Source organism: Bradyrhizobium sp. JHI2711, assembly GCF_056156565.1.
Window position 1 is genome coordinate 363,893 of the sequence record NZ_JBPZPT010000004.1, and the last position, 25,297, is coordinate 389,189.

The window sequence follows — 25,297 nt, forward strand, 5'->3', positions numbered from 1 at the left end:
GACATGTAGTTTGTGTCAGTTTTTTGCAACCCGGATCGATTTGTGCAGGCGGCGGTGTGCTGCTTCTCTTAGCTTGGCTTCAACAAACGCTTCGCAAGCGCGACGCGGAATTCTTGGGGGAGACGCGCATGGCATTGTCCAATGCTGGCGAGGCGACCTCGCATTGGCTTGCGACAGCTAGACATCCCCGGGGATGGCCTGGGCTGTTCGATGAGGGCGGTCGCTGATGATGATCGAGAGGTTCTCTGTCAAGGGATATGGCGCGATTGTCACGGGCGGCGCCAGTGGCATCGGTCTCGCTTTTGTCGAAGCACTGGCCGATAGCGGTGCACGGGTGGCGATCCTTGATGTGGACTCGATCTCCCTGGGCAAACAGGTGGATCGGCTCTCCGCGAGAGGTTTGGACGTTCGAGGTCACAAGCTTGATGTGACTGATCGCAAGGCAGTCGATCAGGTCTTCGCAGAAGTCGCAGCAGAATACGGACGCCTCGACGTCGTTTTTGCCAACGCGGGCATCGACCCCGGAATTGGCTTTTCCAATCCGGACGGCAGCCCGTCCGAGGCAGGTGCTATCGAAAACTACGAGGACGAGCGGTGGAACAGAACGATCGAGATTAATCTCAATGGCATCTTCGCCACCATTCGCGCTGCCGCGCGCCATATGAAACGAGGCGGAGGAGGCGGGAGCATCGTGGTCACAACGTCGATCGCCGCCTACTTGAATGAGGGGATGATAGGGGCGGCCTACATGGCCGCGAAAGCGGGAGCAGCACATCTGGCGCGCAACGCTGCTCTCGAACTGGCCCCACACAAAATCCGCGTGAACGCAGTCGCGCCCGGGTTCATCGTCACAAACATAGGAGGTGGGTGGCTAAAGCAACCCGAGGTCCAGAATTCAATAGGAGCCACGGTCCCGATCGGCCGCATTGGAGACGCTGACGACCTGAAGGGATTAGCTCTTTTCCTAGCGTCCCCCGCGTCGAGCTACATTACCGGTGCGCAAATTCCGATTGATGGCGGTGTGAGTCTTGGAAAGAGGTCCGCTTGAATCGGCGGCGAATGCTGTCCTGGTGCGGCCCGAGACGCTGGTGGCATGGCGCATGCGTGGAGCGACGCCAAAAGGCATCGCTCATGCTCGAGAAGGCGCGATGACGTCGAGGGGCGTGCGCAAGGATCAGGAGCACCATCAAATGAAAGATATCGAAGACAAGGTCGCGTTCATCACGGGAGGCGCGAGTGGGATCGGGTTCGGAGTGGCCCGCGCGTTCCTGCGACATGGGGTGAAGGTCGTTATCGCGGACGTCCGTCAATCGCATCTCGATGCGGCGGCTTCCGCCCTCGATCGCTCCAACAAGAACTACCATCTGATCCGTCTGGACGTTACCGACCGCGAGTCAATGGCACGGGCCGCGACGGAGACCGAGAAGGTATTCGGCAAGGTCCACATACTCTGCAACAATGCAGGCGTATCGAGCATGGTGGCTATGGAAGACGCGAGCTTCGCGGATTGGGATTTTGTGATGAACATCAACGTCGGGGGCGTCGTCAACGGCGTCGCGACGTTCGTTCCACGGATTCGAGCGCATGGAGAAGGGGGTCACATCGTCAACACCTCCTCGATGGCCGGCATCCTCGCTCTTCCAAATCCCGGCGGTATCTACTCGACATCCAAATTCGCGGTGCGCGGCCTGACGGAGTCGTTGCGAATGGCGCTCGGACCGCACAACATCGGCGTTTCGCTTCTTTGTCCCGGCCTGGTTCGCAGCAATCTCGTCGACACGACGCTTCACCTCAACACGTCCGGTTCTGCTCAACCGGCGGTCGGCCCGTTCGCGGCCGGCGATTCGCCGTTGGATGCCGGAATGGATCCTCTCGCCGTAGGCGAACGGGTGGTCGAAGGAATCGTCGGGAACGAGCCATACATTCTTCCGCACGGCGAATTCAAAGAAGAAGTCGCAGAGTCGTTCGGAGAAATACTTCAGTCGTTCCCCACCGATCGAGATATCGATCCGAAACGGCAACAGTTCGAAGCGATGCGCCGGCAAGCGACGACGGAGGCCAAGCGCTTGGCTGCAAGCATTGGTTAGAACTTCGGTCTGGCGATTGAGGAGGGCGCCGATCTCCATTGGGCGCCCGCTCGCAGCCGAGTAATTCGAAAGACGTCGCAAGAATCGGAGGGAATCAATCCTCCGGACAAACAGCCGCTCTCAGCGCGGCCTATCAGGGAGGAGTCGATGCGAAGCGTTATCGCAGCCGCAGGGCTGTACGTGGTCTGGTCCGTTCTCGCGGCGCCGGCCGTAGCCGAAGACCAGCCCGGCATCACCGCCACCGAGATCCGCATCGGACAGACCATGCCCTATAGCGGGCCAGTGTCCGCCTTCGGCATCCTCGGCAAGGGCGAGGTCGCATATTTCAAGATGGTCAACGACCGCGGCGGCATCAACGGCCGCAAGGTCAACCTGCTCTCGCTCGACGACAGCTACGTGCCCCCCAAGACCGTGGAACAGACGCGCCGGCTGGTCGAGAGCGACGACGTGTCGTTCATCTTCTCGACGATGGGGACCGCGCATAACACGGCGATCGCCAAATATCTGCAGGGCAAAAAGGTGCCCCAGCTGTTCGTCGCCTCGGGGGCCTCGAAGTTCGGCGACCCCGCGCAGTTTCCCCTCACGCTGATGGGCGTGATGGCCCCGTTCCGGAACGAGGCCCGCCTGTATGCGCGCTATGCCCTGCAGAAGAAGCCCGACGCGACCTTCGCGGTGCTGGCGCAGAACGACGATTTCGGACGCGACTACCTCGCCGGGCTCAAGGATGTGCTCGGCAGTCGCTACGAGACGGCAGTCACGGCGGCGGCCTACGAGACGACTGAGCCGACGATCGATTCCCAGATCGTGAAGCTCAAATCGACCGGTGCGGATGCGCTCGTGATCGCCGCGGCCCCGAAATTCGCTGCGCAGGCGATCCGCAAGACTTACGAGATCAATTGGCGTCCGATGATGTTCCTGACCAATGTGTCGGTATGGATGTCCTCGGTGATGGAGCCGGCCGGGCTCGACGCCGGTACGGGCATCATCTCGAGCGCCTATGTCAAGGATCCGCTCGATCCGGCATGGGCGGACGACCCCGGCGTGAAGGGGTGGCGCGACTTCATGGCCAAATACGTGCCTGACGGCGACATCCGCGATGCCAACTACGTCAACAGTTACAACAACGGCATGGCGCTGGAGCACGTGCTCAAGGCGGCGGGCAACGACCTCAGTCGCGAGAACATCCTGCGGCAGGCGCTGTCGATCAAAGATCTGGAGTTGCCGATGCTGCTGCCCGGCATCAAGGTCAACACCGGCGAGAGGGACCATCTGCCGGTCGAGCAGCTGCAGTTCATGCGCTTCACCGGCAAGCAGTGGGAGCGGTTCGGCGAGGTGCTCTCGACCAAGTAGCGTCGATATCGAACCGCATGCAATGATGTCGAGGCAGGTTGGTCCGCGGGTGTCGCCATTGCGCTGCAGCAAACGACGGGAGCGATTGTATTGAAAATCGAGGGCCATTGGGTTTTACTCCGCGGCACCGAAGCCTCGAGCCCTTGGTCTGTCGGATGCAGGCGACGTCGAATTTTGGGGTGCAGGAGACGCACGGGATCCTGAACCGCTTCCAGGCCGAATTCCGCGGCTCGAGCGAAGGGCTCGGCTGGTCGTCCGCATTTGCCTCGGTTCAGCGCGAACGGCCGTTTGAGGGGCACTTTCACGCACTATCCGACAATCTGATGGTGCTGCATCGCGGCGGCCCGGTCGACATCACGTATGTGATGGACGGCAAGTCGGTTGCCCGGCACATCCCGCGCGGTGGCGTTTTCTTCCTGCCGGCGGGCCATGCATGCAACGTGCTCCTGCGCGCACCGCTGGAATCCACCCATATCTATCTGCGCTCCGACCTTTTCGCCGGCCCTGACGGGTCACCCGGCGTGATCGGCGGCCTTGCGCCGATGCTCGGCGATCAGGACGCTGTGCTGGAGCATCTTGCCTCGGCGATCGGTGATACCATCACCGGTGGTCTGCCGGCCTCGTCGCTCTTCGTCGATCCGATCGCGCAGGCGATCGCCAACCGTTTCGTGGCGATCAATTTCCATAAGCCGAGCACGGAAGCCGGCAAGCATCCGAGCCTGCTTAGTGCTAGGCAGATGGCACGCATTCGCGAATTCGTTGATGCCAATATCGATAGCGATATCCGCCTCGACCAGCTGGCGGAGCTGTGCGGCCGCAGCACCGAGTACTTCGTGCGGCTTTTCAAGGCGACCAGCGGCGTCTCGCCTTATCAATACGTGCTCAATTTGCGCATAGAGCGCGCCAGGGCGCTGCTTGCCGACGAGACCTTAAGTCTGGCCGAGATCGCGCTGGCTTGCGGCTTCTCCCATCAAGAGCATTTCACGCGGATGTTCCGCCGCTTTACTGGCATAACACCCGGACGATACCGACACAGCCACTAAAGCATGATCCGGAAAAGTGCGAAGCGGTTTTCCGAGAAGATCATGCTCAAACAACAACGTAAAGCGCGATGACGATTCATCCTAGTCTCATCGCGCTTTAGGCTCCGCTGATCGCGGCCGCGGCGGTCGAAGGCCCGATCCGGCCCTGCAATATTTTTCCGGTTTTGTGCAGAATTTCTTCGGTTTCGTGCAGGCCCGCCGCGCCAGCCCGCCCCTAGCTTCCTCCCAACGACATGAGAACGCCGGTTCGCCGGCTTGGGAGGATTGCCATGAGCATCGCGCTGGCCGATGCCGGAGGCGCGTCCGTTGCGACGGACGGCGATGCCGGGAAGGGCGCGTTTGCCTATTGCTCGCAGCAATATCGCGTCCTGTTCGGTACCGGCACCTCGGCGCGACTCGGCGAGGAGGCAGCGCGCCTCGGCATCAAGCGGGCATTTGTGCTGACCACAAGCGAGCAGCATGATCTGGGGCGACGGCTCGGCGCAGGCCTCGGTGACAGGCTCGCCGGACTGTTTACCGGCGCACGCATGCATACGCCGGTCGAAGTCACCAACGAAGCGCTTCGGATTGTGGAGTCCCGCGACATCGACGGGCTGGTCGCGATCGGCGGCGGCTCGACGGTCGGGCTCGGCAAGGCGCTCTCGCTGCGCACGGGGTTGCCGCATATCGCGTTGCCGACCACCTATGCTGGCTCCGAGATGACGCCGATTCTTGGCGAGACCAGCAACGGCATCAAGACCACGCAGCAATCCCAGGATCTGGTGCCTGATACCGTCATCTACGACGTCGATCTCACCGTCAGCCTGCCGCCGCACATCTCCGCCGCCAGCGGCCTGAACGCGATCGCCCACGCCGTCGAGGCGCTTTATGCGCCCGACGCCAATCCTCTGACGTCGCTGATGGCGGAGGATGGCATCACCGCGCTCGCCCGCGCGCTGCCGCGCATCATGGTGGCGCCCGCCGATCCCGGCGCCCGTCGCGATGCGCTCTATGGCGCCTGGCTGTGTGGCGTCTGCCTCGGCGCGGTCGGCATGTCGCTGCACCACAAGCTCTGCCATGTGCTGGGCGGCATGTTCAACCTGCCGCATGCCGAAACTCACGCGATCGTGCTGCCGCACGCCGCCGCCTACAACGCCGCCGCCGCCCCTGAGGCCATGACTCGCGTCGCGCGGGCGCTGCACAGCGCCAATGCTCCGCAGGGCCTGTTTGACCTTGCCCGGCAGCTCGCGCTGCCGCGCGCGCTTGCCGACATCGGAATGCCCGAGGGCGGCATCGCACGCGCCGCGGAGACGGCAGTTCGCAACCCGTATGCCAACCCCAGACCGATTGATCGCGCCCCGATCGAGCAAATGATCGCGGCAGCCTGGCGCGGCGATGCACCCGCGCAGGACTGAACCTCAGGCATCAAGGACAACAGCATGGCCAATTTCAACGAGCATAACCTCACTGACGAGGTGGTTCGCAGCTTCGCCAACACGCCGAACGAGCGGCTGAAGTTCCTCATCGAGGAGACGGTGAAATCGCTGCACGATCTGGTGCGCCGGACCGAACTCACCTTCGAGGAGTGGAATCAGGCGATCGAGTTCCTGACGCGCACCGGCCAGACCTGCACGCCGCTGCGCCAGGAGTTCATCCTGCTCTCCGACGTGCTCGGCGTCTCGATGCTGGTCGACGCCGTCAATCACCGCGAGCGCGAGGGCGCGACCGAGACCACGGTGCTCGGCCCGTTCTATGTCGGCGAGCACCGCGTTACACCGCACGGTGGCAATATCTCAGAGGGCATCGACGGTGAGGTGATGTTCGTGCAGAGCCGCGTCACCGACCTCGCCGGCAAGCCGCTCGCCGGTGCCGAGATCGACGTCTGGCATGCCGACGACGACGGCTTCTACGATTCGCAGAAGGCCGATTACGCGACCCACGGTCCGTCGCTGCGTGCGCGCTTCGTCACCGATGCCGACGGCCGCTTCTCGTTCCGCACGATCTTGCCGTGCAGCTATCCGATCCCGACCGACGGCCCGGTCGGCGATCTCATCACCGCCACGCAGCGTCATCCGATGCGCCCCGCGCATGTGCACTTCCTGGTCAAGGCCGAAGGCTACGAGCCGCTGATCACCCACGTCTTCCTCGATGGCGACCAATATCTGCGCAGCGACGTGGTGTTCGGCGTCAAGGACGAGCTCATCGCGCGCGTCGAGCCGCGCAACGAAGCAGCGCTGCCGAACAGCGAGCGGGTTTCCGGCCCGTGGCACCTGATGACTTACGACTTCCAGATGAAGCCCGGCGCAGGGCTGGTGCCCCGGCCGATGATGGCGGCGGAATGACGATCGCAACCAACAACACGACGAAGGAGAGGATGATGACCAGTAAACCGATCGAGACCGACGTGCTTGTCGTCGGCAGCGGCCCCGCCGGCGCGACGGCGGCGGCGCTGCTCGGCATGTACGGCGTCAAGCACATCTTGGTGACGAAATACGGCTGGCTGGCCGACACGCCGCGCGCCCACATCACCAACCAGCGTGCGATGGAGGTGCTGCGCGATCTCGGCCTCGAGGAGAAGGCGGTGGCGCAGGCGGTGCCGCAGCATCTGATGGCCAACAACGTGTTCTGCGAAAGCCTCGCCGGCGAGGAGTTCGGCCGGCTCTATTCCTGGGGCAATCATCCCTCGCGCAAGGCGGATTACGATCTCGCCAGCCCGACCCGGATCTGCGACCTGCCGCAGAATTTGCTCGAGCCGATCCTGATCGAGGCCGCCGGCCAGCGCGGCACTTCGCTGTGCTTCAACACCGAGTTCATCGACCTGGTGCAGGATGCCGACGGCGTTACGGCAACGGTGAAGGACCGGCTATCCGGCGAGACCTACCAGATCCGCGCGAAGTATCTGATCGGCGCCGATGGTGGCCGCAGCCGGGTTGCCGAGGTGATCGGGCTGCCGATGGAGGGGCAGATGGGCCGCGCCGGCAGCATGAACATCATCGTGCAGGCGGACTTGAGCAAATACGTCGCGCACAGGCCGAGTGTACTCTATTGGGTGCTGCAGCCGGGCGCGCAGATCGGCGGCATCGGCGCCGGCCTGATCCGCATGGTGCGGCCCTGGAATGAATGGCTGATCATCTGGGGCTACGACATCGAGCAGGGCGAGCGCAGGCTCAGCAATGATGAGGCGATCTCGATCGTGCGCAATCTCGTCGGCGACGAGACGCTGGAGGTCAGGGTTCGCTCGACCTCGACCTGGACCGTGAACGAGATGTATGCCGGCCACTACGCCTCCGGCCGCGTGTTCTGCGTCGGCGATGCCGTGCACCGCCATCCGCCGACCAACGGCCTCGGCTCCAACACCTCGATCCAGGACTCCTATAATTTGTGCTGGAAGCTGAAGCTGGTGCTCGAGGGCCATGCGGCGCCGTCGCTGCTCGAGACCTATTCGGCCGAGCGCCAGCCGGTCGGCAAGCAGATCGTGACCCGCGCCAACAAGAGCATCGGGGACTTCCCGCCGATCTTCGAGGCGGTGGGACTTGTCGCTTCGACCGATCCGATTGAGGCGCGCAAGGCGATCGCCGCGCGCAAGGCGCCGACCGCCGAGGGCAAGGCGCGCCGCAAGAAGCTCTATGAGGCCATCGCCAACAAGAGTTACGAGTTCAACTGCCACGGCGTCGAGCTGAACCAGCGCTATAGCTCGACCGCCGTGGTCTCCGACGGCACGCCGATGCCGACCTTCAGCCGCGATCACGAACTTTATCATCAGGCCACCACTTGGCCCGGCGCGCACTTGCCGCATGTCTGGGTCGAGCATCAGGGCCAGCGCAAATCGACGCTCGATCTGGTCGGCAAGGGCCGTTTCACGCTGCTCACCGGGATCGGGGGCGATGGCTGGAAGGCGGCTTCTGCCGCAGTCGAGAAGGCCTACGGCCTGCCGGTCGATGTCGTCACCATCGGCCCGCAAGGCTGCGATGCGCTCGACATCTATGCCGACTGGTACCGCCAGAGCGAAGTCGACGAGGACGGCTGCGTGCTGGTGCGTCCCGACATGTATGTCGCATGGCGCGCCAGAGAGGCGGCCGTGAATGCCCCCGACGTGCTGCTCGACGTGTTCGGCCAGATCCTCGGCCGTGGTGCGAAGGAGCAGGCGAAGTCCGTCGCCGCCGCGTGATGCGACGCTGCGCGGATAAATTTCCGGAACGGAATGAACGGCAGCCGGCTTGAAGACCGGCTTGCCTCAAGGGAGGGGAAAATGACCAAGGACCTATTGAACATAAAGTCTTTCGATCGCCGCCGTGTGCTGCAGGGCATCGCCGGTGGGCTCACAGCCGCCGGCACGACGAGTTTGTTCGCCCCGGCGGTGCGGGCGGCGAGCAAGCCGATCAAGATCGGCTATGTCTCGCCGAAGAGCGGTCCGCTGGCGGCCTTTGCCGAAGCTGACGATTTCGTGCTCGGCGAGTTCAGGAAGTTCATCAAGGATGGCGTCAAGGTCGGATCGCAGACCTACTCGGTCGAGGTGGTGACAAAAGACAGTCAGTCGAATCCGAACCGCGCCGCCGAGGTCGCCAAGGAGCTGATCACCCGTGACAATGTCGGGCTGATCGTGGTCGGCGCCACGCCCGAAACCAACAATCCGGTGGCGACGCAGTGCGAGCTCGAGCAGGTGCCGTGCATCTCGAGCGTGGCGCCGTGGCAGACCAACTTCATCGGCCGGCAGGCCAATCCGGGCGATCCCAAGAGCTGGAAGCCGTTCGAATATACCTTCCACTATTTCTGGGGGCTGGAGGACGTGATCGGCGTCTTCACCAGCATGTGGAGCCAGGTCGCGACCAACAAGTCGGTCGGCGCGCTGTTCCCCAACGATGCCGACGGCAACGCCTGGGGCGACACCACCATCGGCTTCCCGCCCGTGTTGGCCAAGCAGGGTTTCAAGCTCACCGATCCCGGCCGCTTCCAGAACCTCACCGACGACTTCAGCTCGCAGATCGCGGCGTTTCGTGGTGCCGATGCCGAGATCGTCACGGGCGTGATCATCCCGCCCGACTTCACCACGTTCTGGAACCAGGCGCGGCAGAAGGGGCTGAAGCCGAAAGTCGTATCGGTCGCCAAGGCGCTGCTGTTCCCGGCGTCGGTGCAGGCGCTCGGCAAGGGCGGCAACAACATCTCGACCGAGGTGTGGTGGACGCCGACACATCCCTACAAATCGAGCCTCAGCGGCGTCAGCGCCGCTGATCTTGCCAAGGGATATGAGCAGGCCTCCGGCAAGCAATGGACCCAGCCGATCGGCTTCGTGCATTCGCTGTTCGAGGTCGCGATCGACGCCATCAAGCGCTCCGGCGACCCAGCGGATGGCGCGGCGCTCGCGAAGGCGATCGGCGCCACCAGGCTCGACACGATCGTGGGCCAGGTCGCCTTCGGCTCCAGCGCGGTGCCGCCGTTTGCAGCGAAGAACATCGCAAAGACGCCGCTGGTCGGCGGCCAGTGGCGGCTCAGCGGCGACAAGTACAACATGGTGATCACGGACAACAAGCTGGCGCCGCAGATTCCGCTCGGCGGCGACATGCAGGCGCTGAGTTAGCGCAACCCAGCTGCTCATCGAAGGCGGAAGATGCGTGGCGTTGCTGCGCATCTCCTCTCCGCCGAAACTAGATATGGGCGACCATGCTCGAACTTCATGCCATCTCGAAACGGTTCGGCGCCATCGTCGTTGCCGACGCGATCGACTTGACGCTGTCCTCCGGTGAGGCGCTGGGCGTGATCGGGCCGAACGGCGCCGGCAAATCGACGCTGTTTAACTTGATCACCGGGCTGCTGCGGCCCGATGCCGGCCGCATTGTGCTCGATGGCGGCGACATCACGAGTCTCTCGCCCGAGGCACGCTGTCGCGCCGGCATCGGGCGCTCGTTCCAGATCCCGCAACCGTTCGACCATCTCTCGGTGTTCGAGAACCTTGCGGTGGCCGCGCTGTTCGGCGGCGGCCTGTCGGAGGCGGATGCGATCCAGCATTGCGGCCGCATGCTCGATCTGACCGGCCTCGAAGCCAAGGCCAATCGGCTCGCGGGCAGCCTGCCGCTGCTCGATCGCAAGCGGCTCGAACTGGCGCGGGCGCTCGCCACCCGGCCGCGCACGCTGTTGCTCGACGAGATCGCGGGCGGCCTCACCGACGCGGAATGCCGCGAACTGGTCGAGACCATCCGCACCATCCATGCCGAAGGCGTCGGCATCATCTGGATCGAGCACGTCGTGCATGCGTTGCTCGCGGTGGTGCAGCGGCTGGTCGTCTTGAACTTCGGCAAGGTCGTCGCCCAGGGCGCACCAGTCGAGGTGATGCGATCGCGCGAGGTTGAGACCATCTATATGGGCGTGCCGGCATGACCGCGCTGCTCAATGTCACGGCGCTCGATGCATTCTACGGCGACTTCCAGGCGCTGTTCGGCATCGACTTCGAGCTGAACGAGGGCGAGGCGGTCGCAGTGATCGGCGCCAACGGTGCCGGCAAGTCGACCATGCTGAAATCGCTGGCAGGGCTGGTGAAGAACCGTCCGGATGCGATCCGCCTCGAGGGACGGGCGATCGGCGATGCGTCCGCCGCCAGCATCGTCCGGCTCGGCCTCGCGCTGGTGCCGGAGGGCCGTCAGCTGTTTCCCTCGCTCAGCGTCGAGGAGAACCTCTTGATCGGCGCCTATGGCGGCGAACGCAGCGCACCGTGGGATCTCGCCGCGGTCTATCGCATGTTTCCGGTGCTGAAGGAGCGGCGTCGCGGCGCCGTCACCGCGCTATCGGGCGGGCAGCAGCAGATGGTGGCGATCGGCCGCGCGCTGATGTCCAACCCACAGGTCCTGCTGTGCGACGAGATCAGCCTCGGCCTCGCGCCGATCGTGGTGGAGGACATCTACCGCATGCTGCCGCAGATCCGCTCCGGCGGTACCGCCGTCGTGCTGGTCGAGCAGGACATCGCCCGCGCATTGCGGGCTTCGGATCGCTTCTACTGTTTGCAGGAGGGACGGGTGACGCTGAGCGGACGGCCAGGGGATGTCGATCAGGATACGATCCGCGCGGCCTATTTCGGAGCATGAGGGAGCGATGAGCGGGTTCGACACCATCATCGAAGGCGTGCTGCTCGGCGGCGTCTATGCGCTGTTCGCGCTCGGCCTGTCGCTGATCTTCGGCATCATGCGCCTGGTCAATCTGGCACATGGCGATCTGATCCTGCTCGCCGCCTATCTGGTCCTCAGCGCTACCACCGCGCTCGGTCTGCCGCTTGCGGCCGCATCCCTGCTGGTCGTCGTCACGATGTTCGTGCTCGGCTTCGTGCTGCAGCGGCTGGTGCTGGAGCGGGTGCTCGGCGACGACATCCTGCCGCCGCTGCTCGTCACCTTCGGCCTGTCGATCGTGATCCAGAACGGACTGCTGCTCGGCTACGGCGCCGACAGCCGCCGGCTGCAGGCAGGCGCCTTCGAATCCTCATCGGTGGCGGTCGCCCCCGGGTTGAGCGTCGGGCTGGCGCCGCTGGCCGCGTTGGTGACGGCAGTTGCCGCCGTCGCGCTGCTCCAGCTCATCTTCTATCGCACCTCGCTCGGCCGCGCCTTCCGCGCCACTGCGGATAATCCGGCGATCGCGCAGTTGATGGGCGTCAACGAGCGCAATGTCTACGCCATCGCGGTCGGACTGTCGCTCGCAGTGTCGGTGATCGCAGCTGTCGTGATCGGTATCCGCGCCAGCTTCGATCCGTCGATCGGACCGGCGCGGCTGCTCTACGCATTCGAGGCGGTGATCATCGGCGGGCTCGGCAGCCTGTGGGGGACGCTGGCGGGCGGCATCTTGCTCGGGCTGGCGCAGGCGATCGGAGGGCGGATCAATCCGGAATGGCAGATCCTGGCCGGCCATCTCGCTTTCCTCGCCGTGCTGATGGTGCGGCCGCGCGGGCTGTTCCCGGCGAGGCGGACATGAGCGTCGAAAGCATCCATATCCCGGCAAGCCGCGAGCAGCGCGCGGCGGACGCGCCGGTGTGGCAGGTTCGGGTCGGTACACGGCTGTCGCGCGTCGCGGCCGTGGCCGGCATCGCGCTGATCGTCGCGCTGGCCGCGCTGCCCGCGATCGCCTCGCGCAACCTGATCCAGGATCTGATCTTCGTCTTCACCATGCTGACCTTGGCACAGCTCTGGAACGTGCTGGCCGGGTGGGGCGGGCTGGTATCGGTCGGGCAGCAGGCGTTTGTCGGGCTCGGCGCCTATGCGCTGTTTGCCGGCATCGTGATGGCCGGGCTCGATCCGGTTGCGGCGATCCCGCTGGCCGGACTGTTCGCGGCGCTGGTCGCGGCGGTGCTCGGGCCGCTGCTGTTCCGGTTGGAGGGGCCATATTTCGCGATCGGCAGCTGGGTCGCCGCCGAAGCGTTGCGACTGATCTGCGCCCAGTTCAAGTCGCTCGGCGGCGGCACCGGGATGTCGATCTCGCCGAGCGAACTGTCGCAGATGATCGGGCTGAAGACGGTGCAGGCGCTGCTTGGCCTGCGCCCGGCGGCCGCGCGTGACGTGCTGGTTTACTGGCTGGCACTGCTGCTCGCCGTGCTGGTCACGCTCGGCATCTACGCCTTCATGCGCTCGCACCACGGCCTTGCGCTGGCCGCAAGCCGTGACAACGCAGCGGCGGCGCGCAGCGTCGGCGTCCGCACCGCGCGGACTCGCCACGTGCTTTGGATCGCAGTCGCGTTCGCCACCGGCATGGTCGGGGCCATGGTTTATTTGCAGAAGGCTCGTATTTCGCCTGATGCGGCCTTCAGCGTCACCGACTGGACCGCCTATGTCATCTTCATCGTCGTGATCGGCGGGGTGCGCACCATCGAAGGTCCGATCGTCGGCGTGCTCCTGCTATGGGGACTCGTCACCTATCTCGCCCAGTATGGCAGTCTCTATCTCGTCGTGCTCGGCACGCTCGCCATCCTGATCATGCTGTTCATGCCCAACGGCGTGTGGGGCGCGGCAGCTCGACGCTGGCAATTGCAGCCGTTCCCGACCCAGCGCTGGCTCAGCCGCAGCAAGTCCAGTCCAATGCCATTATGACCAGCCTTGTGCCGGGTCGCTTCGTCCATTCAGAAGCGCCGCCAGTCCATCTTTGGCAAGGAGGCGCTCTGGCGTCCATGCGCCTTTGCAGTTGGATGTTTCGCTGTAAGCCATTGATCTCCAATGATCGGATATTGGCTCAGTTGGAAAAATTCTCTTGAGAAATCAAGGCCAGGAGCGTGTCTCTTAATCAGCGGGTCCCAGGTTCGAGCCCTGGTGCGCCCACCAAGCTTTTCAAAGACTTGGCCAGACCTCGCGCAGAACGGACGTTTCGGTTGGAAGCTTGGCTTGATCGACCCTCTCTGTGGGCGAGACTAAGTCACACACCCGTTTGGCTCTGTCCCTCACTGCACATTCGCAGCATGAGATACAGCGCGAGGGTCGCGCAGTACAGGCGGATTACATGAGCGTCGTAGATTAGGACACTCTGGCGAGGAAAACGGACGTGCTCGAGCGGCTCTGCGTAATCGGCAAGAGCGCAGACGGTGCGATGAATAACTCGTTCGATCGAGAAGCTGCGGGACAGCCGATGAGCGCCAGCGTTCTGTCGATCTCTTCGAAAAGGATAGCCAGGGCCTTGGATGCCACAGCCCCTTGCGGCAAATCCGTAGAGGAAGGATCGACCTAGCAGCACCGCTTTGGCGCATAACTAGGAGCGGGGCCGCGGCCTGCCTCGACCAGTCGTCCGGGAAGGCGAGCGCCACGCTTCGAGGAGCATCTGGATAGATCCGCTATTTTGGGCGGGACGTGTTCTCCCTCTCGCTCTGTCCCTCCCGTGAAGCACGAGCTGGACTGTTAGCAGTTCGCTTCACAGCCTCAGCTCAACGCGTGACCGGCCAGCCCGTAAACCCACGGCTCGTTTCCCTTTCGGTTCAGGAATCGCCGTCCCTTGGACATGGTAGTGACTGTATCGTTCATTCCGAGGCGGCTCTGCTGAAGAAAATCCGCAAACAGACCCGTCTGCTCCCGCGTATCAACGCGGGCGAACTTTCCGGCGAGATCCTTGAGATGCACGGCCGTAAGATGGATCGCGTCACAATCATTGCTGGCGACGATAGGGCCGATCACATGACCGCGCCCGAATTCGCGCTTCATGGAATAACCGACGGTCTCACCGCCACGACGCAGGACGCAGATTGACGCACCTTCAGAAAGCAATGCAAGCAGCCTCTGACGACTGGTCCCGAACGCGCGTTCATCCAGTGCTGTGATCTCTTGGATATTCCCGGTGAGCGGGCTCAATTCGCCGTCGAGCGCCGGCACTGGCGGAGGTGGTGACACGGCCTCTCCCTGCCACTGATAGACGGTGGCTTCCTTCGTGAAGCCCAGGGAAAGATACAGATGATACGCGGCATCGGTCGAATTGAGGCTTAGAGTCCGGTCGCCACACCGCTCGAACACCTGCTCCATGAGCCAACGGCCGGTACCCTGCGCCTGGGTTCGGGGCGATGTGATCACCAGGCCAATGGTCGCGAATTCGCGGCCATATGGGAACCACATCGCGCTGCCGAAGACGCGTCCTATGCCATCAACGGCTACGATGCCGTGACCTGCGCGGCGCAAAAAATCCCAATCCTTGGGTCGATGCGGCCAGCCAACCCCGGTCGAGAGTGCGTGGAGCAGCGTCACATCAACGTCGTTGATGTCCTTCGCGGCCAGCTCAAAGGACTTCACACGTACCGTTCGTCCCATCTCGACTCGTCCGTTCCTTCGCGGGATGCCAATCTTTCGCACATCGGGCCTTTTCTTTTCCGCCAGGGTAGCGGGCTTATTTCGCCCACTATCGCACGGAAAGCCAGCAGGTTTCCCCTGTTTGGGCCCTCTTTTCGAAATCTTCGGCCTGTCTTGCAACGTAATTCGGCAGGGAAAGCTCCGGCTCGCAGCTATCCTCTCGGTGTTCGGCAAAAATCGTGGAGGCAGACCGGATCGCCGTGAATCCTCGCGAAAGTCTTGCAAGGCTAGTCGCTTTTCCCGACGTCGTCGACATACCGAGCGAGGCGGAGACGTGCATCGATGGCATTTCTTTTCAATTCTGATGCTGCCAGGGGCGCAGTCTTCCGGGAGGCTTTTGCGTGTGAGCTCCCTGACCTGGAATTTTACCATTGCAGCGAAGCTATCGATCCGGAAAAGATACGGTACCTGCTGACCTGGAACGTGCCAGACGATGTCTGGCGCTTCTGTAATCTGGAGCTGCTCTTTTCCATCGGCGCCGGCGTCGATCAGTTCAATCCGGAGACCATACCTGGCCACGTGAAGCTCGTGCGCATGGTCGAGGATGGCATCATACGCATGATGCAGGAATACGTCGTCCTTGGTGTGCTGACGCTTCATCGCGAGATGCTGGCCTACCAAGGGCAGCAGAGAAGGGGCGTTTGGCAAGCGCTTCCAACGTCCCAGGCGACCGACCGCCGTATTGGCTTCCTGGGGCTTGGCATGCTGGCGCAAGCTGCAATCGACCGCCTGAAGCCGTTCCAGTTTCCCATCGCCGCGTGGAGCCGCAGCGAAAAAACTGTCGAGGGAGTCGCCTGCTTTCATGGGGACGACCAGCTTGGTGACTTCCTGCGAGGAACGAATATCCTCGTCTGTCTTCTTCCCCTGACGGAGCAAACAAGCGGCATCCTGAACGCAAGGCTCTTCTCGCTTTTGCCAGCGGGAGCGAGGCTGCTCCATGTCGGCCGCGGCCCGCAGCTCGACCAGGGCGCACTCATCGAGGCGCTCGACAGCGGGCACCTTGCAGCCGCCATGCTTGACGTCACCGATCCCGAGCCGCTGCCGGACGGCCATCTACTCTGGTCCCATCCGAAGGTGATCATCACGCCGCATATCGCATCCGTGACCCAACCGCATACGGCGGCACAATCGGTCATAGAGAACATCCGGCGCCACCGCGCTGGACGAAACCCGATCGGTCTTGTCGATCGAACACTCGGTTACTAACAGGAAAGAAGCCATGTCCCTTCTGGTCACCATTGACACCAATCCGGACTTCGCACCGAAGAACGCCTTGCCTGCTCCGGAACGGCTCATCTCCGGGAATCCATCGTTCAAGACCTGGGCACAGGACGCCTCGAAAGGCGAGAAGGTGCTGACCGGTGTCTGGGAAGCGACACCCGGCGAGACTCATTCCATCAAGGGCTCCACGTTCGAGTTCTGTCACATTCTCTCGGGTCTCATCGAGATCGAGGAAAAGGGTGGTGAGACCAGGAGGTACCGCGCCGGCGACAGCTTTGTGATGAAACCCGGCTTCGTTGGCGTCTGGCGCACGATCGAGACCGTGCGAAAGATCTACGTCTGTCATTATGATTGAGAGGATGCTGAGGGCTGCACTAGCGGCCCTCAGAATATTCGATCTCCGAGACCGCGCCTGACCAGATTCAACGCGGCCAGACACTTCATTCTCAAGGAAAAATGCGGCGTGCGGTTCTGTACTGCTCGCATGAGATGGCTTCGTCTCGCCACGCGCAAATCCAGGCAGTGATGGTGAGGTCGGGCCCGAAACCAAGGAACAAGCCCATGATTGCATTGAAGGACAAGGATCTGTTTCGCCAGCATGCGCTGATCGGCAGCAACTGGCGGGACGCGAGCACGAGAGCCACCGTTGATGTCATTGATCCTGCCAGCCAGAAAGTGCTTGGCACCATCCCGGATATGGGCCGAGACGAGACCAGGGCAGCAATTGACGCGGCGGCCGCCGCGTTCAAGCACTGGAAGACCCGGGCTCATGCAGAGCGTGCTGCGCTGCTGGAGCGCTGGTATGAGCTCATGCGGCACCATGAGCAGGATTTGGCTCTTCTACTCACGCTGGAACAGGGCAAGCCGCTTGCTGAATCTCTCGGAGAGATCCGTTATGGGGCATCCTTCGTCAAATGGTTTGCCGAAGAGGCCCGCCGCATCAACGGATCGACAATCCCGGCGCCCAGCGTCGATCGTCGCATTCTGGTGCTGAAAGAACCGGTCGGCGTCTGCGGGATCATCACGCCCTGGAATTTCCCCAACGCGATGATAACCCGCAAAGTGGCACCAGCGCTTGCTGCGGGCTGCACAGTGGTCATCAAGCCGTCTGAGTTTACGCCTTTTTCAGCTCTCGCCATCGCTGTCCTGGCTGAGCGGGCCGGAATCCCGGCGGGCGTGATCAACATCGTGACGGGCATGCCGGCGGACATCGGCGCGGAGCTGATGGCCAATGAAACCGTCCGCAAGATCTCGTTCACCGGATCGACACGCGTCGGCGCTTTGCTGATGAGGGGCGCCGCCGACAACATCAAGCGGCTCAGCCTCGAGCTCGGCGGCAACGCGCCGTTCATCGTCTTTGACGATGCCGACGTCGACCGGGCGGTCGAGGGGGCGATTGCGTCAAAATTCCGCAATGGCGGGCAAACGTGCGTCTGCTGCAATCGCATCCTGGTGCAAGCTGGCATCTACGACGCCTTCGCCCAGAAGCTCGCCAGCCAGGTTGAAAAAATGAAGGTCGGTGCCGGGACGGAAGAGGGGGTCGCAATCGGGCCGATGATCAACAGCGCGGCGATCGAGAAGATCAAGCGACACGTCACGGACGCCCTGGATAAGGGCGCAAAGATCATCTCGGAGAGTGAGGCGGTGCCGGAAGGTCGGCAATATGCCCGCCCTCTCGTGCTCGGCGGCGCAACAACTGAGATGCTCCTGGCTTCGGAAGAGACCTTCGGGCCGGTCGCACCGCTTTTCCGCTTTGAGACCGAGGACGAGGCGATTGCGATCGCCAACGGCACGCCTTTTGGCCTTGCCGCCTATTTCTACACGGAAAACCTCAAGCGCTCCTGGCGTGTTGCCGAGGCGCTCGAGTTCGGCATGGTCGGCTTGAACACCGGCCTGATCTCGACTGAGGTGGCGCCTTTCGGCGGTGTCAAACAGTCGGGCCTAGGACGCGAGGGATCTCAACTCGGGATAGAAGAATATCTCGAGACCAAGGCGCTCCACGTCGGCGGCCTGGACTGAGCGGCCCAATATCTGAAGCAAAAAAAGGGGGGCGGTCGAACCGCCCCCTTTTTTGCTTCACGGCGCACCGATCTCGATTGAAGCTTTTGAAGAACTGAAGCGCAACGAGAGAACCTGAGGGAACTGCGCTCACGCGCTCTTGCGCAGGGGCTCCAGGCCGACTGCTGCGGCAAGCCCTCCGATGTCAGCCACCTCGGTGTATTCATAGAAGGGGTTCGCGGGCTCGTGACCGCGGTTCACCCAGACCTTGCTCTTGATGCCCAGATCGTAGGCGGTCATCAGATCGTAGCGGAACGAGGAGGAGACGTGAGTGATATCTTCCGGGCCGCAGCCCAGCTTGTCGAACATGTATTCGAAGCCTTTCATGTGCGGCTTGTAGGCGCCAGTCTCCTCGGCCGTGATGACCGTGTGGAAGGGAGCGCCGAGCTTGTCCACGTTGGACATGATGAGGTTCTTCATGGAGTTCGACAAGATGACCAGCGGAATCTCCCTGGCAACCTTGGCCAGACCCGCCGGGACGTCCGGATGTGGACCCCACGTGTGGATCTCTTCATTGATGCGCTGGGCATCCTCCGGCCGAAATACGATACCGTTGCGCTTGCAAGCGCGCTCTACTGAATTGTGCACGACCTCGAAGTACGGCTTCCACGCGCCAAGAACTTCGTCCAGGCGATAGGCAGCGAAATCCTTGATGAAGCTTGCCATCGTCGTGGCAGAAAGTTGAGAGCCGTAGACCCTCCTTGCCGCGCCGGCCATGTCGAAATTGGTCAGCGTGCCGTAACAGTCGAAGGTGATGTATTTCGGTCTAAACGTTGCCATCGCTCGATCCTTTTCGGTCCTCACGCACCGCGGTCCGGTACGACAGGGATCATAGCGAGCAGAGGACCGTATAAAGCACCGCTGTCGCGGCGACGGAGAGCAGATTGTGTCGTATCGGATCGGCGCCGTGGCAGAGCGTTGTGTGAAAAGGCGCCTCCGAGTTGAGCGCCAATGCCAGGCACAGGCCGATGCCGGCACAAGATGCCGCGTCGATCGTCAATCAAAGTCAAAACGCCTTCCGTCCATGTCATGCCTGGGAGCAACTGCTGTTCCGGGCGTCTTACGTTGAGCTCCGAAGACATTGGGAGTGCCGCACAAGCGTGCGGTTGATCTGGAGGACAACATGTTGAGCAACTCGCTGGTTGAACTCGATCGCGCGCATCTGATTCATCCGGTCTCATCCTATCGCAGCCACGAGGCGACTGGCGTCCGCGTGCTGAAGTCAGGGAAAGGCGCGACGCTGACCGATGTCTCGGGTCGTCAATTGCTGGACGGCTTCGCCGGCCTGTGGTGTGTCAATGCCGGCTATGGGCAGGACAGCATCGTCGAAGCGGCCACCAGGCAGTTGCGCGAACTTCCCTATGCGACGGGTTATTTCGGATTGGGCTCCGACCCGGCCATCCGGCTGGCCGCCAGACTGGCTGAATTGGCGCCTGGCGATCTGAACCATGTCTATTTCACCTTGGGCGGCTCCGACGCCGTCGACAGCACGATCCGGTTCATCCGCTACTATTATCATGCCAAGGGTAGGCCGCAGAAGGACCAGTTCATTTCCGTCGAATCTGGTTACCATGGATCGTCGACGGCAGGATCTGGCCTGACCGCGCTGCCGGCTTTTCATGCGGGATTTGGAGTGCCATACAGCTGGCAGCACAAAATTCCCTCGCACTACGCCTATCGGAACCCCGTCGGTTCGCATCCCCAGGCGATCATTGCGGCGTCGGTCGCGGCTCTGCGCGCCAAGATCGCCGAGCTCGGCGCCGAACGCGTCGCGGCCTTCTATGTCGAGCCGATACAGGGGTCCGGAGGCGTCCTCGTTCCGCCGCCGTCCTGGATGAAAGCGATGCACGCTGTTTGCAAGGAGCACGACATTCTGTTCGTTGCCGATGAGGTCATCACCGGCTTTGGCCGTGTCGGTCCGCTGTTCGCCTGTGAAGAGGATGACGTCGTGCCGGATCTCATGACGACGGCAAAAGGGCTTACCTCGGGCTATGTGCCGATGGGGGCCGTTCTGATGTCCGACCGCGTCTACAACACGATCGCTGATGGCGCCGGCAAGGCTGCCATCGGCCACGGCTACACCTATTCGGCACATCCCGTCAGCGCAGCTGTCGGGCTTGCGTGCCTTGATCTTTACGAAAACGGCTTGCTGGAAAACGGCCGGAAGGCGGGATGCCGTCTCATGGAAGGCCTTCGCGCGCTGGCCGATCATCCGCTGGTCGGCGATGTCCGCGGTCGCGGCATGCTGGCTGCGATTGAGCTCGTCACTGACAAGGAGCGCAAGACGCCGCTGCCGGCGGAAGCCGATCCAGCGCGCCGTATTTTCGACCGCGCATGGGACAACGGTCTCGTCATCCGCGCCTTTGCCCAGGGCGTGCTCGGCTATGCGCCGCCGCTCTGCTGCACGGATGCGGACATCGACGGCATCATCGAGCGGACAAGGACTACGCTGGACCAGACGCTGGAAGATAGGGATGTGCGCGCAGCGATGAGAGGATAATCGCTGCGCCTGTTCAGCCGTTGAATATGCTTTCCAGCGGCAGATGGGATTTCACGATCGGGGACTTCAGCACGACAAAACTGAAATACTTGTCGATGCCGATATCCATCTCGACCAGCCGTTCCATGACGGCCTGGTATTCGCTGATACCCGCCGTGATGAACTTGACGAGATAGTCGTACCCGCCCGAAACGAGGTGGCATTCGACGACGGAATCGATCTTTTCAATGGTCGTGAGAAAGCGCGCGAAATCGATCTGCCGGTGATTCTTCAGGGTGATTTCAGCGAAGACGGTTAGAGTTTGTCCGAGCTTGGCAACATCGATCTGGGCGGAGTAGCCAGTGATGAAGCCCTCCGTCTGGAGCCTCTTGACGCGCATCAGGCACGGACTCGGGGAAAGGTTGATCAGCTCTGCGAGCTCGACGTTGGAGATCCGCCCGTTCTTCTGCAGTTCGCATAAAATCCTGATGTCGATCTTATCGAGCTTCATAGCAGTGCCATCAGATGGGGCCGACAACGGCGTGAGGGCTTTGAGACTTCAGCGTCATATGCATTGTCATAGCATCAACTAGCGTCTTTTCCCACCGAGGCGGAAGCTGCAATTCAGAACTCGCTGACCTTGCCCCAGGCGCTCTTTTTCAGCCGCGCCGGCCTGTAGGGGCGCGGGTCGACGATCGGCGGATCACCCGTGATGATGTCGGCGATCATATGACCCGCGCCTGGGCCAATTCCAAAACCGTGGCCGCTGAATCCCGCCGCAAGGATGAACCCTGGAATGGACTCAACTTCACCGATTGCTGGAATGCCGTCCGGCGTGCTGTCGATGTAGCCGGCCCAGACGTTTGAGATTTCGACGCGCTCAAGGTCCGGCACGAGCTTGCAAGCTCGTCGATGTGTCGCCCGAATCTGCCTCATGTCAGGGCGAGGATCGAGCGTCCGGTTCAGCTCCATCGGGGTCACCTCATCGAGCCCCCATTTCGCCAGGGATTCATGGCCGTGCCGCAGGCCCTCGAAAGCCCCAGGGCTGAGACTTCGCCAGCGGCGGGCGAACATGGGCAGGAATTCGCGGCCGAACCTGAATTGCTGCGGCGTCGGATCGACTCGCGCGCGCCCGCTGATTGCGAGCGTGTATCCGCCATTGCCGCGCCGCGTGAGCGAGACGAGCCCGGTGTAAAGGGCATCAGGAAGGCCGGCGGCGCCAGGGGCCACGGCGAGAATAGACTGGCGAACGGATGCCTGCGGGAAGCGAATTCCCAGCTGGTTGCAGAACGAGGACGCCCATGCACCTCCTGCCATGACCGCCGTCTTCGTCCGGATCGTGCCCGCTTCCGTCACCACTCCGCTGACGCGGCCGGCAGTGAGCTCTATGCCGCGAGCCGCGCAAAGCTGGTGCACGCTGCCACCCGCCGCCATGATGCCGCGCGCGGCGACGGGCACGGCCTTTGAAGTATCTGCCGTGCCGTCTGTCGGCGAGAAGACGCCGCCCTTCCACTTGCGACCGGTCGCCCTGCCTCTCTCGCTCGCTTCTTCCGCACTCAGCATGTGCGTCGTGACCCCGACGGTCCTGGCAAAGTCTCGCCACTTTGCCCAGCCGGCCAGCTCATTGTCGTCGTTCGACAGATACAAAAGCCCACAGCGGCGAAAACCCGTATCTTCACCGGTCTCTCCGGCAACCCTTTCCCAGAGATCCAGGCTCTTGGTCGCAAGCGGTAACTCGCGCGCATCGCGGTTCTGTTGGCGGCACCATCCCCAGTTGCGGCTGGACTGCTCGGCGGCGACGCGGCCCTTTTCAAGCAAGCAACCTTGAGGCCGCGGCGGGCGAGATAGTAGCTTGTGAACACGCCCACGACGCCGCCGCCGATCACAACGACGTCTGCCTCACGAGGTAGGGATGGATTGGATTCGATATGCAGGAGCGGCGCGCTCATCGGATTGGGGATCTCCGGTGGTTGCCGTAGCGTAACCGAGGAATTGCCGCAGCCCTCACGGACTTTCGCCGTGAGACCGAATATCCTGCGGTTTGCTGCCTTTGACACAGGCTATTATTGCGAAAATACTTTGCTTGCATCGCAGCTTGCAGGCGGCCAGCCAGACGCACGCGCTCGCGCAATCCATTGCGCTCCCTCCTGGCTGGGCGCCACGGCGGGTCTCGCGGCGCAGACTGAAATGCCAAATCGGACTTCGTTTTCAGAAGTTCCTGCTGCTTCGATGCCGGCTTTCGGCGACTCTGCGGTGATCGACATCGTCAAGATCGGCAGAACCAACCGATCGATGGTCGAAGTCCAAAGAGGCAACTTGCATGAGCCTTGTCCAGGAGCAGGCCTTCGCGGAAGCGATCAAGCCATGACGTGGATGCCAACTGAGCTTCGCTTCGATCGAGCTGGCCAATTAGGTCGGTGCTGCGCTCTAAGCAACAGCTCTTGCTTCTTGCGCGAAGAGGCCTGAATCATGTCGCAGCCTCCAACGAAGGAATGGCAAGTTGAGCGGCGAATTATCGACCTGTCCAAGGAGCGTGGAGGCGCAAGGAGCCGAAGGCGCCGGCCGCAGCAAGATGACGGCACCGGCTTGAAAAAGGAGGATGCTTTCATGGCCTCTGGCATCCAGGTGGCAAGCCCCGTCGATGTCGCGCTGTCGGTGCGCGAGCTGACCGTGAGTCTGCCGGAAGGAATGGAGCGAGCCTACGCCGTCGAGAATATCTCCTTCGATCTGAAACGCGGGCAGATTCTCTGTATCATCGGGGAATCCGGATCGGGCAAGTCGGTCACCGCGAATGCGATCATGGGGCTTCTACCGAAAGCGATCCGGGTCTCTTCGGGTGCGATCCACCTGGATGGGGAGAACATGGTGGGCCTCTCGCCCGACAAGCTCCGCAGCCTGCGCGGCCGCATCGTTTCAATGATCTTTCAAGACCCTCTCTCGGCGCTCAACCCGCTGATGACCGTGGGCGCGCAGATCGAAGAGGTGATGGCTGCGCACGACGTCGGAACGCCGGCCTCCCGTCGCAGCAGGGCGATTGATCTGTTGATTGAAGTGGGTCTGCCCGATCCGCAGCTTATGTATCATCAATATCCATTCCGGCTTTCGGGTGGACAGCGGCAGCGCGTGATGATCGCCATGGCTCTGGCTCTCGAGCCCGCGATCCTGATTGCAGACGAGCCGACCACCGCCCTGGACGTGACGACCCAGGCGCAGATCCTCAAATTGATCCGCGACATTCAGCGCCGCAAGGGGATGAGCGTCATGTTCATCACCCACGATTTCGGCGTCGTGGCTGAGATCGCCGATTACGTTGTGGTGATGGAGAAAGGCCATTGCGTGGAGCAGGGCAGTGCCGAGCAGGTGCTGAAGTCGCCAAGCCACCTCTATACGCGCCGACTGATCGCAGCCGTCCCGCACCTGACCGGCAAAAACCGTGTGCCCTTGGAAGCTGGTGACCCAGTTGCCATTCTCAAGGTTGAATGCCTCGCAAAAACCTATCGCAGCGGCAGCGCGCTTTTGCGCACGCAACGCATCGTGCCCGCGGTCAATGGGGTCAGTTTCGACCTCACGTCGGGCCGCACGCTCGGCGTCGTCGGGGAGAGCGGTTCGGGCAAGTCGTCGCTCGGTCGGCTGCTGATCAAGCTCATGGAGTGCGACAGCGGCTCGATTCTGTTCGAAGGGCGTGACATTGCCGGGCTTTCCGAGGCCGAGTTTCGATCGCTGCGGCCCAGGATCCAGATGATCTTCCAGGATCCCTTTGCCTCGCTGAATCCGCGATCGACGGTCGGGCATATTCTCACGGTCGGTCCCGTTGCGCATGGGGTGCCATACAGCGAGGCTGCCGAGCGGGCGCGGGAGCTTCTGTCCCATGTCGGCCTCGATTCAGGAGCCTTCGACCGCTATCCGCACGAGTTCTCCGGCGGGCAGCGCCAGCGCATCGGCATCGCGCGGGCGCTGATGTTCAAGCCGAAGCTGCTGGTCGCCGACGAAGCGGTCTCTGCGCTCGACGTATCGATCCAGGCCCAGATCTTGAGGCTGCTGGATCAGATTCAACGCGAGACGGGCGTCTCGATGATCTTCATCACCCATGATCTGCGCGTCGCAAGCCAGATCTGCGATGAAATTGCCGTCATGCATCGAGGACAGATCGTTGAACGGGGGCCGCCGTCCCAGATCTTCCTCAACCCGAAATCCAGCTACACGCGAGAACTGGTGGCAGCGATCCCCGGCGAGCAGCCCGGGAGCATGCCTCAAGATGAAAGCCACGTCGGACACAACAGCTAAGGAGAGACG

20 protein-coding genes and 1 pseudogene are annotated in these 25,297 nt (G+C 62.5%); 17 read left to right on the forward strand and 4 right to left on the reverse strand.

Features of this window, described 5'->3' with window-relative positions:
* The first annotated feature begins 226 nt into the window (after positions 1 to 226).
* From ACTEK7_RS29170 to ACTEK7_RS29225, 12 genes are all read left to right on the forward strand, one after another.
* Positions 227 to 1,048 carry an SDR family NAD(P)-dependent oxidoreductase gene (locus tag ACTEK7_RS29170; protein WP_225148564.1) on the forward strand — a complete coding sequence of 274 codons (822 nt, stop codon included), beginning with the start codon at positions 227 to 229 and terminating at the stop codon, positions 1,046 to 1,048.
* Positions 1,049 to 1,190: 142 nt separating this feature from the next.
* Positions 1,191 to 2,087 carry an SDR family oxidoreductase gene (locus ACTEK7_RS29175; protein WP_225148563.1) on the forward strand — a complete coding sequence of 299 codons (897 nt, stop codon included), beginning with the start codon at positions 1,191 to 1,193 and terminating at the stop codon, positions 2,085 to 2,087.
* A 147-nt stretch (positions 2,088 to 2,234) separates the two neighbouring features.
* Positions 2,235 to 3,437, forward strand: a complete 1,203-nt coding sequence (locus tag ACTEK7_RS29180) for an ABC transporter substrate-binding protein (RefSeq protein WP_225148562.1) — start codon at positions 2,235 to 2,237, stop codon at positions 3,435 to 3,437.
* 323 nt (positions 3,438 to 3,760) lie between these two features.
* Entirely contained in the window at positions 3,761 to 4,480 is a 720-nt protein-coding gene (locus tag ACTEK7_RS29185; RefSeq protein WP_225148561.1) for a helix-turn-helix domain-containing protein, read from the forward strand.
* A gap of 269 nt (positions 4,481 to 4,749) precedes the next feature.
* Positions 4,750 to 5,874 carry a maleylacetate reductase gene (locus ACTEK7_RS29190; RefSeq protein ID WP_225148560.1) on the forward strand — a complete coding sequence of 375 codons (1,125 nt, stop codon included), beginning with the start codon at positions 4,750 to 4,752 and terminating at the stop codon, positions 5,872 to 5,874.
* Between the two features lie 24 nt (positions 5,875 to 5,898).
* The gene (locus ACTEK7_RS29195; RefSeq protein ID WP_225148559.1) at positions 5,899 to 6,801 is read left to right on the forward strand and encodes an intradiol ring-cleavage dioxygenase; all 903 of its coding nucleotides are present in this window, start codon (positions 5,899 to 5,901) and stop codon (positions 6,799 to 6,801) included.
* Positions 6,802 to 6,836: 35 nt separating this feature from the next.
* Positions 6,837 to 8,627, forward strand: a complete 1,791-nt coding sequence (locus ACTEK7_RS29200; RefSeq protein ID WP_225148558.1) for an FAD-dependent oxidoreductase — start codon at positions 6,837 to 6,839, stop codon at positions 8,625 to 8,627.
* Positions 8,628 to 8,708: 81 nt separating this feature from the next.
* Positions 8,709 to 10,034 (forward strand): ABC transporter substrate-binding protein, encoded by a 1,326-nt coding sequence (locus ACTEK7_RS29205; protein ID WP_225148557.1) that lies wholly within the window; start codon positions 8,709 to 8,711, stop codon positions 10,032 to 10,034.
* An 83-nt stretch (positions 10,035 to 10,117) separates the two neighbouring features.
* Complete coding sequence (locus ACTEK7_RS29210) at positions 10,118 to 10,831, forward strand: ABC transporter ATP-binding protein (RefSeq protein ID WP_225148556.1); 714 nt, start codon at positions 10,118 to 10,120, stop codon at positions 10,829 to 10,831.
* The gene (locus tag ACTEK7_RS29215; protein WP_225148555.1) at positions 10,828 to 11,532 is read left to right on the forward strand and encodes an ABC transporter ATP-binding protein; all 705 of its coding nucleotides are present in this window, start codon (positions 10,828 to 10,830) and stop codon (positions 11,530 to 11,532) included. The genes ACTEK7_RS29210 and ACTEK7_RS29215 overlap by 4 nt, the downstream gene beginning before the upstream one ends.
* A gap of 7 nt (positions 11,533 to 11,539) precedes the next feature.
* A complete protein-coding gene (locus ACTEK7_RS29220) occupies positions 11,540 to 12,406 on the forward strand; it encodes a branched-chain amino acid ABC transporter permease (RefSeq protein ID WP_225148554.1) in 867 nt (288 codons plus the stop codon).
* Entirely contained in the window at positions 12,403 to 13,515 is a 1,113-nt protein-coding gene (locus ACTEK7_RS29225) for a branched-chain amino acid ABC transporter permease (RefSeq protein ID WP_225148553.1), read from the forward strand. Before ACTEK7_RS29220 ends, ACTEK7_RS29225 begins: the two co-directional genes overlap by 4 nt.
* Before the next feature lie 816 nt (positions 13,516 to 14,331).
* On the opposite strand, the gene ACTEK7_RS29230 is transcribed toward ACTEK7_RS29225, so the two are convergent.
* Positions 14,332 to 15,207 carry a GNAT family N-acetyltransferase gene (locus ACTEK7_RS29230; RefSeq protein ID WP_036008192.1) on the reverse strand — a complete coding sequence of 292 codons (876 nt, stop codon included), beginning with the start codon at positions 15,205 to 15,207 and terminating at the stop codon, positions 14,332 to 14,334.
* A gap of 321 nt (positions 15,208 to 15,528) precedes the next feature.
* On the opposite strand from ACTEK7_RS29230, the gene ACTEK7_RS29235 reads away from it, so the two are divergent.
* The 3 genes from ACTEK7_RS29235 (at position 15,529) to ACTEK7_RS29245 (ending at position 18,486) form a co-directional block, all read left to right on the forward strand.
* Positions 15,529 to 16,452 carry a 2-hydroxyacid dehydrogenase gene (locus ACTEK7_RS29235; protein WP_225114742.1) on the forward strand — a complete coding sequence of 308 codons (924 nt, stop codon included), beginning with the start codon at positions 15,529 to 15,531 and terminating at the stop codon, positions 16,450 to 16,452.
* A gap of 13 nt (positions 16,453 to 16,465) precedes the next feature.
* A complete protein-coding gene (locus ACTEK7_RS29240; protein WP_109142887.1) occupies positions 16,466 to 16,822 on the forward strand; it encodes a cupin domain-containing protein in 357 nt (118 codons plus the stop codon).
* Positions 16,823 to 17,028: 206 nt separating this feature from the next.
* The gene (locus ACTEK7_RS29245; protein ID WP_225114741.1) at positions 17,029 to 18,486 is read left to right on the forward strand and encodes an NAD-dependent succinate-semialdehyde dehydrogenase; all 1,458 of its coding nucleotides are present in this window, start codon (positions 17,029 to 17,031) and stop codon (positions 18,484 to 18,486) included.
* Positions 18,487 to 18,615: 129 nt separating this feature from the next.
* On the opposite strand, the gene ACTEK7_RS29250 is transcribed toward ACTEK7_RS29245, so the two are convergent.
* Positions 18,616 to 19,305, reverse strand: a complete 690-nt coding sequence (locus ACTEK7_RS29250) for a haloacid dehalogenase type II (RefSeq protein ID WP_036025117.1) — start codon at positions 19,303 to 19,305, stop codon at positions 18,616 to 18,618.
* A 343-nt stretch (positions 19,306 to 19,648) separates the two neighbouring features.
* Between ACTEK7_RS29250 and ACTEK7_RS29255 the strand changes: the two genes are divergently transcribed.
* Positions 19,649 to 21,025, forward strand: a complete 1,377-nt coding sequence (locus ACTEK7_RS29255; RefSeq protein WP_225114740.1) for an aspartate aminotransferase family protein — start codon at positions 19,649 to 19,651, stop codon at positions 21,023 to 21,025.
* Positions 21,026 to 21,038: 13 nt separating this feature from the next.
* Here the strand turns inward: ACTEK7_RS29255 and ACTEK7_RS29260 are convergent, their stop codons facing one another.
* A complete protein-coding gene (locus ACTEK7_RS29260) occupies positions 21,039 to 21,515 on the reverse strand; it encodes an Lrp/AsnC family transcriptional regulator (protein ID WP_027544593.1) in 477 nt (158 codons plus the stop codon).
* 113 nt (positions 21,516 to 21,628) lie between these two features.
* Positions 21,629 to 22,953: pseudogene (locus ACTEK7_RS29265) on the reverse strand (NAD(P)/FAD-dependent oxidoreductase).
* A gap of 658 nt (positions 22,954 to 23,611) precedes the next feature.
* Here ACTEK7_RS29265 and ACTEK7_RS29270 point away from each other — a divergent pair.
* Positions 23,612 to 25,288: an ABC transporter ATP-binding protein gene (locus tag ACTEK7_RS29270; RefSeq protein WP_036025124.1), complete on the forward strand. Its 1,677-nt coding sequence runs from the start codon at positions 23,612 to 23,614 to the stop codon at positions 25,286 to 25,288.
* The last annotated feature ends 9 nt before the right edge of the window (positions 25,289 to 25,297 follow it).